Raw genomic sequence first — 15079 nt, 5'->3', positions numbered from 1 at the left:
TTAAAAGTGCTCGATAACCTTCTTTGCAAAGCCAGTACAAGTTAAGGTTGTCGAGTTATGAATACTTGAGTTATCGCTCTGCTCTTGCGCTAAATCAAAGGTTACTTCACCACTTTTAAATGTTTGCTCTAACGCACTTTCTATCAGTAATGCGGCCTCGTCCCATCCCATAAATTTAAGCATTAATACCGCACTTAAAATACTGCTACTTGGGTTTGCTTTATTTTGCCCTGCTATACGTTCAAACGTGCCGTGTGTGGGCTCAAAAAATGCAACATCATTATTTAAATTAGCTGCGGGCATTATGCCAACACCACCAACTTGTGCGCTTAGCATATCCGCTAAAAAGTCGCCGTTTTGGTTAGTCGTCACCACTACATCAAATTGCTCTGGATGCATTAAACATTGTTGCAGCATGTTGTCAGCTATGACTTCTTTAATAATTAAGGGCGCTTGGTGTCCTCGCTCTATTTGCAGCCAACGCCCATTTTCATGTGCGGTGGCATTAAACTCGCTTTTTGCAAGTGCAAACCCCCAACGCTTAAATGCCCCGTCGGTAAATTTAAGTACATTGCCTTTGTGCACTAGTGTTAAGGATTCACTATCGTTTTTAAGTGCATACTTAATTGCAAAGCGCATTAGTCGTTCAGAGCCTTCTTTGGATATATTTTTAATGCCAATACCGCACTCTTGTGTAAACCTTAAGCGCGTTACCCCCATTTCTTCGCATAAAAAGTCGAGCATTTTTTCGCTTTCTACACTGCCTGCTTGCCATTCAATACCTGAATACACATCCTCGCTGCTGTCGCGCAGCACGGTTATGTTTGTTAAAAAAGGATTTTTTAAAGGAGAAGGGAGTGCACTAAAGCCTTTTATAGTGCGCATATTTACAAATAAATCCATTTCTTGCCTGAGGGCTACATTGAGTGAGCGAAAGCCACCACCCAGCGGCGTTGTTAACGGCCCTTTTATGGCAATTTTACAGGCGCGTACTGCGTTAATTGTTTCTTGTGGAAACCAGTCACCGTCATACAGTTTTGCGGCTTGCTCGCCGTTATAAACCTGCATCCAATGTATTTTTCGAGCGTTTTTGTAGCAATGTTCAATTGCACTATCAACAACGTGGCGCATTACCGGCATGATATCTAAACCCACGCCATCGCCATCAATATAAGCAATGATAGGTTCTAACGGAATTTGCCACTGTCCGTATTGGTCTATCGTGATATTTTGACCTTGCGTTGGCACATTTATATGTTGGTACTGCATTGCTAACACCTACAAAGGTTCTATAAATATGATTAAAGCATGCTAATTAAGGCGTGTCTGTATTTGTACTTTTATAGTTACTATCATTTAAAAAAATAACAAATTAACTGTGACTATTTACGTCATGGGTTGGTCTTGTTTAATTAGCCTTATCGTATTAGCTATTAAATTACAGTGGAACACTTTAATGAAACTCTTTTTTATATTGCTACTATCAATCAACTCGTTTAAAACGTTAGCCGTTGAGGTAGTAATACACAACCTCAATTCACTCTCAAGTAGTGGTCAAAGGACGGTGTCTACTTGGGTGAATCAAAGTGTTGAAAAAACACAAAATACGTTAGGGCCTCTAAAACAAAGTACCTTACCTATTTATTTAAAACCGCAATATTTTGCTTTTGAGCCAGTACCTTGGGCTACTGTAAAGCGAAATAATCCCGATGGGCTAGAACTACATATAGATCGTTACGCCAGTTTAAAAGCATTCACTAAAGATTGGACGCTATACCATGAACTTTCACATTTATATTTGCCGCTATTTCCCTACTCCGGTTTTTGGCTAAGCGAGGGTTTTGCCAGTTATATGCAAAACGTAATAATGCGTGACAGCGGTATAATCACCCAGCCGCAGTTTGTACAACGCTTAAATGCAGGGTTTGATCGTGCCCGCCTGCAAACCAAAACTAAAACACAGCCACTTAATAAGCTCTCTGCCGATATGTGGAAACAACGTGCTCAGCAACGTGTTTACTGGACAGGCGCAGCTTTTTTTGCCCAAGCAGATCTAGCATTGCAAAAACAAGGGCAAACTTTGGCAAGTGTTATAAAGGCGTATCAATTATGCTGTAGGCCAGCACGCTCTAATGCTAAAATGTTTATAAAAGAGCTTGATAAACAATCTAGAAGCAGTGTTTTTTCTACTCTATACGCACAATACAATAATCGCACTGACTTTCCTAATATTACAAAAGCGCAAATTAATCAGCTATAACGCTACTTTTAAGTAATGGCTAAAATAGTTATACGCTTGCTCATTAAAATTGACTGAGTGCTCGTTCATAAAACCATGTAGGTAGTTTGTTTTATTACACTTTACTGCGGACTTATTATTTAAAATGGCTATCACTTCATCAACATTAAAATGTACCTCATGTTTAGGAAAAATAAACTCACAGGGTACGTTTGCATCTAATGCTAAATAATTACGAATTTGTGATGGGTAGAACCCTATTAACTTTTTAAGGTGTGTATTGCCTGTTAATAACTGTGCGCGCCATGCTGCACTTGCCCCTGCGCTAAATGCGATACAAGTTGTTGGTGCTTGCAAATGCGCAAAACATTTTTGAAGTTTGTCGGTGTATTTATCATGCCCGCATTTCTGTATGAATTTATTGTAGTTATATTCTTCACTATCAATAGGTTGTAACTCATTATCATAAGGATCAATAACCGTTACCTTAGTGTCAAACCCCTCTGTAAACTGCGTAAAAGCAGGTGTTAAACCAAAAATATCGCTCGCAATTAGGTAATTCATACTTATCCTTTAGTAAATAAAATTGGAGGCCATAGGCAGTTGATAAAATGTATTATAAATAAATAAAAAAATAGCTTGCACATAATATACATATAAGTTACCTTCCCTCTCTGGTTTAAAGAAACCGCCGCGGTTAACCATTTACCCTGATCCAGTAAGCCCCGCAAAACGTATATTTGAAAGCTAAGTTATTGTACGGCGAGAACCCCTTAAATAATACCGAGATGAATTTTATTATCATCGCAAAAGTGTCATAAAGATCGTCAACACTGTAATGAAGCTAAACACAACATCGTTTATTTATTGACTGCACGAAGCTATAAAATATAGCGCAGAATAAATAACAAGAATAAAGTGAGTTTTATTATGTCTTATAAATATAATGGGTCTATGATCCAAATTGCACATCCAGTGCAATCAATTTCAGTAAACAAACATCGTGTAATCTTTAGTGATACACAAGGTTTAAAAAATGCATTATTTCAAAAAGCGAGTGATGCACGCCAATTTGTTAAATGGCTAAAAGCTAGTTAAACAAAACTTTAATTGCTTTTTATTATTGTGATTATTGAAAATATATTTTGCCAGCCTCGTTGCTGGCATTTTACTTTTTAGCCCTTTAATGGTTACAATAGTTTTACAATAATAATTATTGGCAACTGCTGTAATGCTCCGTTTATGTATACTTTTTTTAATGTTTTGTTTTGTAAGCCCTGTAAGTAATGCTAAAACCATTAATTGGTTAACGCACGACTTTGCACCGTACTACATTTTAAATGGCCAATATCAACACCAAGGCCGCGATGAAAGCATTATATCCCTACTTGAAAAACAACTACCCGCTATTACCTTTAATCAAATTATCATCCCTTCGGGAAAAGTAATCCAAGAGCTATCAAATACGTCCAATAATACTTGCGCATTATCTCTTTATAAAAATGATTACCGAAAAAAGCATATTTACTTTACAGACGAAAGCTCAACTACAGGCCTATCACCTTCTGTTGCTATGCATAGCAAGCTTGCAGACGCACTTGAATTGCCTGATGCGTCTGAAGTGTCATTATTAGATTTAATACGTGATAAAAAGCTAACACTCGGCATATCAATGAGTCGTTCTTATGGAAAAGAGATAGATTCGGTTATAAACACAACTCCCGATATAGATTTAGTAATAAGACCTACTCGCGACAGCTTAGCGAGCCTTACTTATATGCTTAATTTAAAACGGATTGATATTTTATTGGGTTACCCAAGCGAACATTATTATTTAGCTAAATTAATGAATTTTGATAAAAATTTAACACAACGACCGTTAATCGAATCCCCTGCGTTAAGTTATGGCTTTATTGGTTGCACTAAAAATGAGCAAGGTGCAAAAGATATAGCAATGCTTAATGAGCAGCTCAAAGTAATAAAAAAACACCAGCTTATAATGATGTGCTAATGCGCTGGTTGCCAGAGCATTTAAGGCCTTTATTGCAAGAGCGTATAAAAAAATAAGTATTTATAGAAAAAAACGCCATTAAAAATGACGCTGTTTATTGTTTATAATTAAGTATTTTATATATTACTGACGAATACCTTCAATAAATAAACCTATATCTACATGGGTAGAGGCTGGCCCTAAATTGTAATCAATACCGTAGTCGGTAAGCTTAAGGCTTGTTTCACCTTCAAAGCCTACACGGTAACCACCCCATGGATCTTTACCTTCACCCACTTTATCAATTTCAAAAGTAATGGTTTTGGTTACACCATGCAGCGTAAAATCACCTGTTACTTGACCTGAATCGTCTTCAAATTTAATACTGGTGCTTTTAAACGTCGCTGTTGGGTATTTATCAACATTTAAAAACTCTTTACCACGAAGGTGTTTATCGCGCTCGGCATGATTAGAATCAAGGCTTGTTGTATCTATATTAACCATAATTTGCGACGCATTAGGGTTTTTAGCATCGTAGTTAAATTTACCATCAAAGGTATTAAAACGGCCATGTAACCAGCTGTAACCTAAATGTTTAATTTTAAAGTTTACAAATGCATGAGCACCCTTTGTGTCAATTACGTAGTCGGCTGCATTAGCAGTTGTTACCGATAACATCATTGCAGCCGAAACGGCTGTGCTTACTAATAATTTTTTCATTTTAATCATCCTTTAATGGTTTGATCATTCTAATTAAGGTTTTATCTTTATCGATAAAGTGATGTTTTAACGCCCCTAGTGCATGCAATACTGCAAACCCGATTAATGTGCACGCGCCGTAATAGTGTACTTTTCCTGCAATATCGGCTTGGTCATCAAAGGCAAAATCAAGCGCTGATACATTAAATAAAGTAAATACTTCTATTGGACGCCCGTCTGCGGTTGATATTAAATACCCTGCAACAACAATAACAGCCAAAATAATATACATAGCAATATGCGCAGTATGTGCTAATTGGTTCATGCCTTTACTTTCACCTAATGGTTTAGGTTGTGTAGATAAAGCACGCCATAAAATTCTAAATAAAAATACGGCGACAAGCGTAATACCAATGCTTTTATGTAAATCGAGCGAGCCTTTATACCAGCTATCGTAATAAGTAAGCTCAACCATATATAAACCTAAACCAAACAGGCCAAAAATAGTCAACGCCATGAGCCAATGTAAAATAATGGCGACAAGTCCGTAAGATGAAGGTGTATTTTTAAACATGTGTAACGTCCTATAATGCTATGACGTTACAATATAGTGCATAGCCTTAAATGAAAATAACATTTACAAACACTTTACGTGCGTATACGCACAGAACTTTGATAATTAAAGTCAGTTTTAGAAGTTGAGGATTAAACAGATAAGTTTATAGAGTGGATTGCTCGCTCAAGCTGACATAAATTAAGCTCTCTGGGCTTACTTGCAAACAAGTAACAAGTCCTTCTTTAATGAGTTCAAGCATGGCTATAAAACTAACTACCACACCACTACGCCCTTCATCAGGCGTAAAAAGCGCATTAAACACCACTGCTGAATTTGCTTTCGATAGCTGTTGTAATATTTGGCTCATTCTCTCTCGGGTTGAGAGTACTTCGGCAGTAATTTGATGATGTTCAAACGTTTTTGCTCGCGCCATTACATCACTCAGCGCCAGCATTAAGTCTTTAAGTTCAATATCGGGGAGGTTTTGACTTGTGTCTTCATTTATTGGCATAGCGGCATGCGCTATAAAAATATCACGCCCAACACGGGGGATATCATCGAGGTTTTCGGCGGCTTTTTTAAATAACTCATATTCTTGTAGACGTTTAATAAGCTCAGCGCGAGGGTCTTCTTCCTCTTCAAGCTCTTCGTGTACAGGAAGTAATAAGCGCGACTTAATTTGTGCAAGTAACGCGGCCATAACTAAATATTCACCGGCAAGTTCGAGTTGAAACTCGGTCATCATTTCAACGTAACTTACATACTGCTCTGTAATACTAAAAATAGAAAGGTCGAGCACATCAAGCTTATGCTTTTTAATTAAATAAAGCAGTAAATCGAGCGGGCCTTCAAAGGTTTCTAATATTATTTCGAGCGCATCGGGCGGAATATATAAGTCTTCGGGTTTATCTACAACCGCTTTACCATGCAAAAAAGCCAGTGGCAGCTTTTGCTGCACTGGCTTTTCACTACTTTTTGTATCAGCAGTATTTTCGCTCACTTGTTATTACTCAAACGGGCTTGTATCACCACAGCCAACACGTAATATTTGAACTTCATCTTCTGACAAATCGATTACTGTGGTTGCTTGCTCTGGCAAGTAACCACCGTGAATAATTAAATCAACGTGCTTATCTAATCGCTCTAATATTTCATCAGGATCTGATTCTGTAAATTGTTGCCCTGGTAAAATTAAAGAACACGACATTAGCGGCTCGCCAAGTTCGGCAAGTAACGCACAAGCAATTGGATGTTCAATTACACGCATGCCAATGGTTTTTTTCTTGTCGTTTAATAAACGCTTAGGGACTTCTTTTGTGCCTTTAAAAATAAAGGTATAAGGCCCTGGCGTATTATTTTTAATTAATCTAAATAGCTGGTTATCTACACGTGCATAAGTAGATAGCTCCGATAAATCACGGCAAACTAGCGTAAAATTATCGTTTTTTTCAATACCACGAATACGCTCTATGCGCTCTTTGGCTTGCTTATTACCAATGTTACAGCCAATGGCATAGCCCGAATCTGTTGGGTAAACAACAACGCCGCCTTGTTTAATAATATCAACGGCTTGACTAATCAGTCTTGGTTGCGGGTTATCAGGATGAATATGGAATAATTGACTCATGTTAATGCCCCTTCTTGTCCTTCCCAAACTTGCCAAACACCTTGGCAGTCTTTCGGTAAGTATAAATTTTTGCCAAGCTCTAAATAGCTTGTCGGAAAATGAAAATCAGACCCTTGCGAGCAAAGTAGTTCGTACTCACGGCTGAGTTCACCTAAAAATTGACGTTCGCTTGGCGCCTGTTGAGGTTGTGCAACTTCCATTGCGTCTCCTCCTACACTTTTAAATTCTACTAATAATTTGCGTAGCCACTTGTTTGACATTTGATAGCTACTTGGGTGAGCAAGTACAGCAACACCACCAGCGGCATGTATTGCCTCTACAGCGGTTTGCATGGTGCACCAGCAACTAGGTACGTAGCCTGTTTTGCCGCGCCCTAAGTACTTTTTAAAAACACCCGGGAAATTTTTAGCTACACCGCGCTCAATAAGGGCACGTGCAAAATGTGCGCGCGTAATTTGCGCGTCTTTTGCCAGCTCTTTAGCTTGCTCGTAAATGCCATTAAAACCATTTTTTGCAAGGCGTGCGCCAATTTCTAGTGCACGCTCTTCTCGCTTTTGCTGCTGAGCCGATAATAAAGAGGTAAGGTCAATATTATTAATATCAATATTTAAACCTACAATATGAATTTCGAAGCTTTCCCATTTGGTAGACACTTCGGTACCCGTTATTAATGAAAGCGGTAAGTTTTCTGCTTCAATAAATTGCTGAGCAGGCTTAATAGCCGCCACAGTGTCATGATCGGTAATAGCAAACACATCAATATTTTTATCAACAGCGCGATGCAATAATTCTTCAACCGTTAAACGCCCGTCTGAATGTGTAGTATGGCTATGTAAATCGTATTTTATCAAAAGAAAACTGCTTAAAATTAAGGGTTACTGGTGTTTATGTAAGTATAACAACTTTTTTGACTAAATTGTTTTAAATAAACACTTGACACAAAAGCATAAGATACGTTTTACTGTAGCCACTTTCAGACACATTAAGAATTAACAATAATGATCAATTCAAACTTAAACACTATTTGGTGGTGGCACTCGTAATTTTCGGGTGATGAATTGTCGTGTCTAGCAAAAATTCAAAACCCGCAACTATGCGGGTTTTTTTATAACTAAATTTTACGAAACATATACGTTAACAATATTTAATAAATTTTGAGGCAGAAAAACATGAATAACGGTCTTACTCTTACACATCGTTGGTGGTGGCGCCTGATATAGCGGGACGGTAATGATCTGTTTGTAATTTAGATATCGTTATTCAAACCCCGCATTGCAAAAGCACTGCGGGGTTTAATTTTTTGAGGGAATGAGGTTTGATTTTTAGTCATATAACTACCACACCAGGCGAAGTAACAAGCATTACGCAAGTACGCGACTATATTAGTAGCCCTCTTGCATTATACGCGGCACTTGATAAGCCTAACTCACTACTGCTTGAATCGGCTGAGATTGATTCTAAAGACAGTGTAAAAAGTTTAATTTTAGTCGACTGTGCACTGCGCATCGTATGCCAAGATAAAACAGTCACTATTAATGCTCAATCTAATAATGGGCAACAACTACTTAGCTACTTGCAGGCAAATGTTAAAAGCTGTGATGCCACTTTAGACGGCGAAACACTTACCCTTTGTTATTTAGACACTAGCGGCGATACTGACGAAGCGAGCAAGCTCGTTGCTGATAACGCATTTAGCGCACTACGTACGTGTATCAACAGTATTAAAAGCACAACCAACAATCCATTTTCGGTATTTTTAGGCGGCGTATTTGCTTACGATATGGTGGCAAACTTTGAGCAATTAAGTGATGTACCTGATGGCGAAAACACCTGCCCAGATTACGTATTTTACTTAGCCGAAACCTTAGTTCTTATTGATCATCAAAAGCAAACAACTGAGCTCATTGGTAATGTATTTAATGGCCCAGACGTACACGCTAACTGCTTTGAAGTAGGTAAAGAGTTAGAACGATTAAATACACTTTGCGATAACGCAGCAGAATTTAGTGCGGAAATGCAAAGTGGCGAATGTGAGGTAAGCGTTGATATAGACGATGACACTTACTGCGAGCAAGTTGTTAAGCTTAAGAAGAACATTGTAGATGGTGATATTTTTCAGGTAGTGCCGTCGCGTACATTTTCACTACCTTGCCCTGATTCTTTACATGCGTATAGCCAGCTTAAAAAGCAAAACCCAAGCCCTTACATGTTTTATATGCGCGATGAAGACTTTGCTTTATTTGGCGCGTCTCCTGAGTCGGCCCTTAAGTACGACGTAAGTAATCAGCAAGTAGAAGTATACCCAATTGCTGGTACTCGAGCGCGCGGCAAATTTACTAACGGGCAAATAAACCCAGACCTAGACAGCCGCATTGAGTTGGAACTAAGAAACGATCAAAAAGAGCGCGCCGAGCATTTAATGCTCGTTGATTTAGCGCGTAACGACGTAGCCCGCATTAGTGTTGCAGGTACTCGTTTTGCCAAAGAGCTATTAAAAGTAGACCGCTATTCACAAGTAATGCATTTAGTGTCACGCGTTGTTGGCACACTAAAACCCGAGCTTGATGCATTGCATGCTTACCAAGCGTGTATGAACATGGGCACGCTTGTTGGTGCACCAAAGGTTCGTGCTGCTGAGCTTGTTCGTCAAACTGAAGGTAAGCGCCGTGGCAGCTATGGCGGCGCAGTAGGTTACTTAACCGGTGATGGCGCAATGGATAGCTGTATTGTTATTCGCTCAGCTTTTGTTAAAAATAACAAAGCCTACGTGCAAGCAGGTGCCGGTGTAGTGTTTGACTCTGATCCTATTTCAGAAGCAAACGAAACTCGCGCTAAAGCACAAGCGGTTATCACCGCCATAAAATCTACGTATAAGGCGGTATAAAATGAGTAAAACGAATCCTATTAAAATCTATTTTTTAGATAACTTTGACTCATTTACATATAACCTTGTTGATGAGCTTACGATGCTTGGCTGCGAACTGGTTGTTTACAGAAACAACATTAGCGCTGAGGTTATTTTTAATAAAATGCGCCAAGAGCAAGGACAAGTACTCTTAGTACTTTCCCCAGGTCCTGGCACACCAAGCGATGCAGGCTGTTTAATGGAGCTTATCGAGCTCTCTAAAGGCCACTTCCCAATGTTAGGCATTTGTTTAGGCCAACAAGCGTTAACACAAAGCTATGGCGGAGTAATCGGTCACGCGGGTGAAACCGTACATGGTAAGTCTTCAATTATTAAATTAGGCGAGCACCCTGTATTTGATGGTATGGGCAATACAATGCCTGTAGCACGTTACCATTCATTAATGGCAACAAAAGTGCCTGATAATATAAAGGTTATTGCCCAGTACGAAGATATCCCAATGGCTATTTATCATCATGATGACAACGCATTGGGTTACCAGTTTCATCCAGAATCAATACTGACGCCAAACGGCGCAATGCTACTTCAGCAAAGTGTCGCTTACTTAACACGCGCCAAATAAAAGAGGACATTATGAGTACACAACCAGAACAACCCATAAATGTTCAACACGCTATTGAACAACTAATTACAGGGCAATCATTAAGCTACGCAGACGCCAAAGCACTGTTTGATGAAATAATGCAAGGTAACATGAGCGAGATTGAGCTAACCGCCCTACTAATAAGCCTTAAAATTAAAGGCGAAGTAAGCGATGAAATAGCAGGTGCTGCAGCCTCAATGCGCGAAAACGCTGTTGCTTTTACTACCAGCAGTACGCAACTTGCCGATAGCTGTGGCACTGGTGGCGATGGCTCAAACACAATTAATATAAGTACAACGTCAGCAATTGTTGCCGCTGCTGCTGGTATTAACATGGTAAAACATGGTAATCGCAGTGTATCGAGTAATTCAGGCTCAGCCGATTTACTCAAAGCCTTGGGCATTAATATAGATATGAGCCCAGAGCAAGCAGCAAAATGTCTTGAGCAAACCAATTTTACCTTTTTGTTTGCACCGCACTATCACAGTGGCGTACGCCATGCGATGGGCGTACGCACATCGCTTAAAACACGCACTATTTTCAATATTTTAGGCCCGCTTGCTAACCCTGCAGCACCTGAAGTGCAATTGTTAGGTGTGTATAACGAAGCTTTGTGTATGCCAATGGCACAAACACTTAAAACCCTTGGCACAAAGCGCGCTATGATTGTTCACGGCTCGGGCACTGACGAAATAGCCCTACACGGCCCAACAACGGTAGTTGAGCTAAATAATGGAGAGATTACGCAGTACACACTAAACCCAAGCGACTTCGACCTTGCAAACTATTCACTTGAACAACTCGCTGGTGAAGGCCCACAATACAATGCAAATGCTAGCCTCGCCATCTTACAAGGCAAAGGCACAGATGCACATAATGCTGCTATTGTGGTTAACGTAGCTGCCCTTTTATACCTAACAGGTAAAGCAGCAACGCTAAAAGAAGGAGCAAAACAAGTACAAACATTATTAAGTTCAGGGCAAGCCATGAACACACTAAATGCAATTATTGAGGTAAGTAATGGCTAATGTATTAGACAAAATTGTTGCTGATAAAAAATTGGAACTCATTGAGCGTAAAGCCGCACGTCCGCTTGAAAGCTTTAAACACCTTGCGGTGCCTACAAGCCGTAGCTTTTATAAAGCACTTGCAGCACCTGGCACACAGTTTATTTTAGAGTGTAAAAAAGCATCGCCTTCAAAAGGGTTAATTAGAGAGCCTTTTGATTTAACTGAAATTACTTCAGTTTATAAAAAATATGCTACCTGCATGAGTGTGTTAACTGATGCTAAATATTTTCAAGGCAGTTTTGATTATCTTGAATTTGTGCGCAGCCAAGTAGAACAACCGCTTATCTGTAAAGACTTCTTTATAGACGAGTACCAAGTGTATATGGCACGTATATATGGTGGTGACGCTATATTACTGATGCTTTCGGTACTCGATGACGAAAGCTATAAAGCACTGCATGCTGTTGCCGATTCACTTAATATGTCGGTGTTAACCGAAGTAAGTAATGAAGAAGAAGTACACCGCGCACTTGCGCTTGATGCACAAATTATTGGTATTAATAACCGCGATTTACGCGATTTAAGCACCGACTTAGCCACTACTGAAAAACTACGAAAGCTTATTCCGGCTGATAAAGTGGTTATTTCGGAATCGGGTATTTACACCCATCATGACGTAAAACGTTTAGCTCCTCTATGCGATGGCTTTTTAATTGGCAGCTCACTTATGGGCGAGCGTGATTTAGAGCAAGCATGTCGCCGTGTTATTTTAGGTGACAATAAAGTATGTGGTTTAACACGTAGCCGAGATGCACAAGCGGCATATCAAAACGGTGCTGTTTATGGCGGTTTAATTTTTCATCCTAAATCGCCTCGCTATGTCGATTTAGATTGTGCAAGAGAGCTGAGCCAAAGCGCACCACTTAATTTTGTTGGTGTATTTGTAGATGCCCCCATTGAGCAAGTTGCTCAATACGCAAGTGTGCTAAAATTAGCGGCAGTTCAATTACATGGTCAAGAAAGTGACGATTACATTGCTGACTTGCGTACACAGTTACCAACTAATTGCGAAATTTGGAAAGCTCAAGCAATAAAAGATGCATTGCCAACGCCTGTAAATGGGGTTGATCGACACCTTTACGATACTCACAGCGATACACAAGCTGGCGGTACAGGTAAAGCATTTGATTGGTCGGTGCTTAGCGGTGGAACTACACCATTTATGCTCGCTGGAGGCTTAAATCCAGACAATATTGAAGATGCGCTTTTTAAAGGTGCCCTAGGCCTTGATTTAAACTCAGGCGTTGAAGAATCTGCGGGTAAAAAGTGCCCTAACAAATTACATAATGCTTTTACAAGCATCAGAAATTATTGAGGTTAAAATGCAAAATCCAGCTTATTTTGGCGAGTTTGGCGGTATGTTTGTACCCGAGTTACTTGTCCCTGCGCTTAAGCAGTTAGAAAATGAATTTAACAAAGCACAAAAAGATCCTGAGTTTCAGGCAGAGCTAAGTAAATTATTAAACGAGTATGCGGGTCGTCCTACCCCACTTACTTTAACGCGCAATTTAGTTAAAAACCCAAAAGTAAAACTGTATCTAAAGCGTGAAGACTTACTACACGGCGGCGCACATAAAACCAACCAAGTACTTGGCCAGGCGTTACTTACAAAGCGCATGGGTAAAAAACAAGTAATTGCTGAAACCGGTGCTGGTCAACACGGTGTTGCAACCGCGCTTGCATGTGCACTACTGGGTTTAAAATGTCGAATTTATATGGGCGCAAAAGACGTTGAGCGTCAGCAACCTAACGTATTTAGAATGAAGTTAATGGGCGCAGAGGTTATTCCGGTAACAGCGGGTTCTGGCACATTAAAAGATGCAGTAAATGAAGCGCTGCGTGACTGGTCAGCAAATTACCAAGACGCGCACTACCTACTAGGTACAGCTGCAGGTCCACACCCATTCCCAACAATTGTACGCGAGTATCAAAAAATTATTGGTGAAGAAGCCAAACAACAAGTACTTAAAGCAGAAGGTCGTTTACCTGACGCTGTTATTGCTTGTGTTGGTGGTGGTTCAAACGCGATTGGTATGTTTACTGACTTTATTGACGAACCAGGCGTTAAATTAATTGGTGTTGAGCCTGCTGGTAAAGGTCTTGATACAAATGAGCACGGTGCAACAATTTGTAAAGGCACCAAAGGCATATTACACGGTACTTATACGTATATTATGCAAAACGACGATGGCCAAATTGAAGAGTCTTACTCTGTATCAGCGGGTCTTGATTACCCTGCGGTTGGTCCTCAGCACGCATTTTTACACGAAACTGGTCGCGCTCAATACGTGGGTATTACCGATACAGAAGCGCTTGATGCGTTTCAATCACTTGCTAAAAACGAAGGGATCATTCCGGCGCTTGAATCAAGCCATGCGTTAGCTTATGCGCTTAAGTACGCAGAAGAGCAAACCGAGGAAAGCGTTTTAGTGATTAATTTAAGTGGTCGCGGCGATAAAGATTTAGCACACGTTCACAATGTACTAACTGAAAGAGGTCAGCTATGAGCCAAGTAAAAACGGATCGTTACGGCAAAATGTTTGCAGCGCTTAACGAGCAAAAACAAGGTGCGTTTGTACCATTTGTAACAATTGGCGACCCAGGTAAAGAGCAAAGTGTTGCGATTATTAAAAGCCTAATTGACGGCGGCGCTGATGCGCTTGAGCTTGGTATTCCGTTTTCGGACCCGATTGCGGATGGTCCTGTAATTCAAAAAGCTAATATTCGCGCACTTGATGTGCACATTAACACGCAAGATTGCTTTGATATTATTAAAGAGATACGCGAGTATAACGCCGATATTCCAATTGGATTATTGCTTTACTCAAACCTTGTTTTTAAGCGCGGCATAGAAGCATTTTACAAAGATGCAAAAGCGGTAGGTGTAGACTCTATTTTAGTGGCTGACGTGCCTCTGCATGAATCTAAAATATTTAGAAAATCGGCAATGGATAACGGTGTAGACCCAATTTTTATTGCAACACCTAATGCGGATGACGACACACTTCGCCAATGCGCCTCTTACGGTCGTGGTTATACGTATTTACTATCGCGCGCTGGTGTTACCGGTACCGATACTAAAGCACAAATGCCAGCGGGTAATATTGTCACTAAATTAAAAGAATACCATGCAGCTCCTGCTCTTTTAGGGTTTGGTATTTCAACACCAGATGATGTAAAAGCCGCACTTAACGCAGGCGCAGCAGGTGCTATTTCAGGCTCTGCTGTAGTTAAAATTATTGAAGCTAACCTTAACGATTTAGACGCAATGACAACGCAGTTAAAAGCATTTGTTAGTGAAATGAAAGCCGCAACCGCATTATAAAAAGTGTAAATTTACACATTAAAAAAGGGCATTTAAATGCCCTTTTTTGTTTTTGAAAAGCAAA

Annotated in this window: 15 protein-coding genes and 1 pseudogene; 9 read left to right on the top strand and 7 right to left on the bottom strand. The window is 39.9% G+C overall.

Annotation, left to right across the window (positions count from 1 at the left end; all coding sequences use genetic code 11):
* The gene (gene icd / locus P4S65_RS12240) at positions 1-1269 is read right to left on the bottom strand and encodes an NADP-dependent isocitrate dehydrogenase (RefSeq protein ID WP_096792939.1); all 1269 of its coding nucleotides are present in this window, start codon (positions 1267-1269) and stop codon (positions 1-3) included.
* A gap of 187 nt (positions 1270-1456) precedes the next feature.
* Between icd and P4S65_RS12235 the strand changes: the two genes are divergently transcribed.
* Positions 1457-2260 (top strand): M61 family metallopeptidase, encoded by an 804-nt coding sequence (locus P4S65_RS12235; protein WP_008138360.1) that lies wholly within the window; start codon positions 1457-1459, stop codon positions 2258-2260.
* Here P4S65_RS12235 and P4S65_RS12230 read toward each other — a convergent pair.
* Positions 2255-2803, bottom strand: coding sequence for a hypothetical protein (locus P4S65_RS12230; protein WP_007375426.1), 549 nt, complete (start codon positions 2801-2803; stop codon positions 2255-2257). The two genes, P4S65_RS12235 and P4S65_RS12230, sit on opposite strands and share 6 nt — an antisense overlap.
* A 366-nt stretch (positions 2804-3169) precedes the next feature.
* Here P4S65_RS12230 and P4S65_RS12225 point away from each other — a divergent pair, with 366 nt between their 5' ends.
* On the top strand, positions 3170-3337 hold the full coding sequence (locus tag P4S65_RS12225; RefSeq protein WP_007375427.1) for a hypothetical protein: 168 nt from the start codon (positions 3170-3172) through the stop codon (positions 3335-3337).
* Positions 3338-3497: 160 nt separating this feature from the next.
* Positions 3498-4306, top strand: a pseudogene (locus tag P4S65_RS12220) (hypothetical protein).
* A 67-nt stretch (positions 4307-4373) separates the two neighbouring features.
* Here the strand turns inward: P4S65_RS12220 and P4S65_RS12215 are convergent.
* The 5 genes from P4S65_RS12215 to rnm form a co-directional block, all read right to left on the bottom strand.
* Entirely contained in the window at positions 4374-4949 is a 576-nt protein-coding gene (locus P4S65_RS12215) for a YceI family protein (protein ID WP_008138356.1), read from the bottom strand.
* A gap of 1 nt (position 4950) precedes the next feature.
* Positions 4951-5502 carry a cytochrome b gene (locus P4S65_RS12210; RefSeq protein WP_002961572.1) on the bottom strand — a complete coding sequence of 184 codons (552 nt, stop codon included), beginning with the start codon at positions 5500-5502 and terminating at the stop codon, positions 4951-4953.
* Positions 5503-5647: 145 nt separating this feature from the next.
* Complete coding sequence (locus tag P4S65_RS12205; RefSeq protein WP_008138354.1) at positions 5648-6484, bottom strand: segregation and condensation protein A; 837 nt, start codon at positions 6482-6484, stop codon at positions 5648-5650.
* 6 nt (positions 6485-6490) lie between these two features.
* Positions 6491-7111, bottom strand: a complete 621-nt coding sequence (locus tag P4S65_RS12200) for an L-threonylcarbamoyladenylate synthase (protein ID WP_007375432.1) — start codon at positions 7109-7111, stop codon at positions 6491-6493.
* Positions 7108-7962, bottom strand: a complete 855-nt coding sequence (gene rnm / locus P4S65_RS12195) for an RNase RNM (protein ID WP_096792934.1) — start codon at positions 7960-7962, stop codon at positions 7108-7110. Before rnm ends, P4S65_RS12200 begins: the two co-directional genes overlap by 4 nt.
* Before the next feature lie 464 nt (positions 7963-8426).
* Here rnm and P4S65_RS12190 point away from each other — a divergent pair, with 464 nt between their 5' ends.
* Genes P4S65_RS12190 through trpA form a run of 6 tightly spaced genes read left to right on the top strand, consistent with a single transcriptional unit; the run spans position 8427 to position 15015 of the window.
* Positions 8427-9995, top strand: coding sequence for an anthranilate synthase component 1 (locus P4S65_RS12190; RefSeq protein WP_096792933.1), 1569 nt, complete (start codon positions 8427-8429; stop codon positions 9993-9995).
* Between the two features lies 1 nt (position 9996).
* Complete coding sequence (locus P4S65_RS12185; RefSeq protein ID WP_096792932.1) at positions 9997-10599, top strand: aminodeoxychorismate/anthranilate synthase component II; 603 nt, start codon at positions 9997-9999, stop codon at positions 10597-10599.
* A gap of 11 nt (positions 10600-10610) precedes the next feature.
* The gene (gene trpD / locus P4S65_RS12180; protein WP_337120252.1) at positions 10611-11648 is read left to right on the top strand and encodes an anthranilate phosphoribosyltransferase; all 1038 of its coding nucleotides are present in this window, start codon (positions 10611-10613) and stop codon (positions 11646-11648) included.
* Entirely contained in the window at positions 11641-13005 is a 1365-nt protein-coding gene (gene trpCF / locus P4S65_RS12175; RefSeq protein ID WP_337120251.1) for a bifunctional indole-3-glycerol-phosphate synthase TrpC/phosphoribosylanthranilate isomerase TrpF, read from the top strand. Before trpD ends, trpCF begins: the two co-directional genes overlap by 8 nt.
* A 7-nt stretch (positions 13006-13012) precedes the next feature.
* Positions 13013-14197 carry a tryptophan synthase subunit beta gene (gene trpB, locus P4S65_RS12170; RefSeq protein WP_096794100.1) on the top strand — a complete coding sequence of 395 codons (1185 nt, stop codon included), beginning with the start codon at positions 13013-13015 and terminating at the stop codon, positions 14195-14197.
* Positions 14194-15015, top strand: a complete 822-nt coding sequence (gene trpA, locus P4S65_RS12165; protein ID WP_096792929.1) for a tryptophan synthase subunit alpha — start codon at positions 14194-14196, stop codon at positions 15013-15015. The genes trpB and trpA overlap by 4 nt, the downstream gene beginning before the upstream one ends.
* Positions 15016-15079: the final 64 nt, after the last annotated feature.

Source organism: Pseudoalteromonas sp. B131b, assembly GCF_037162545.1.
Classification (GTDB): Bacteria; Pseudomonadota; Gammaproteobacteria; order Enterobacterales; family Alteromonadaceae; genus Pseudoalteromonas; species Pseudoalteromonas fuliginea.
This window is presented reverse-complemented; position numbering and strand designations above follow the sequence as displayed.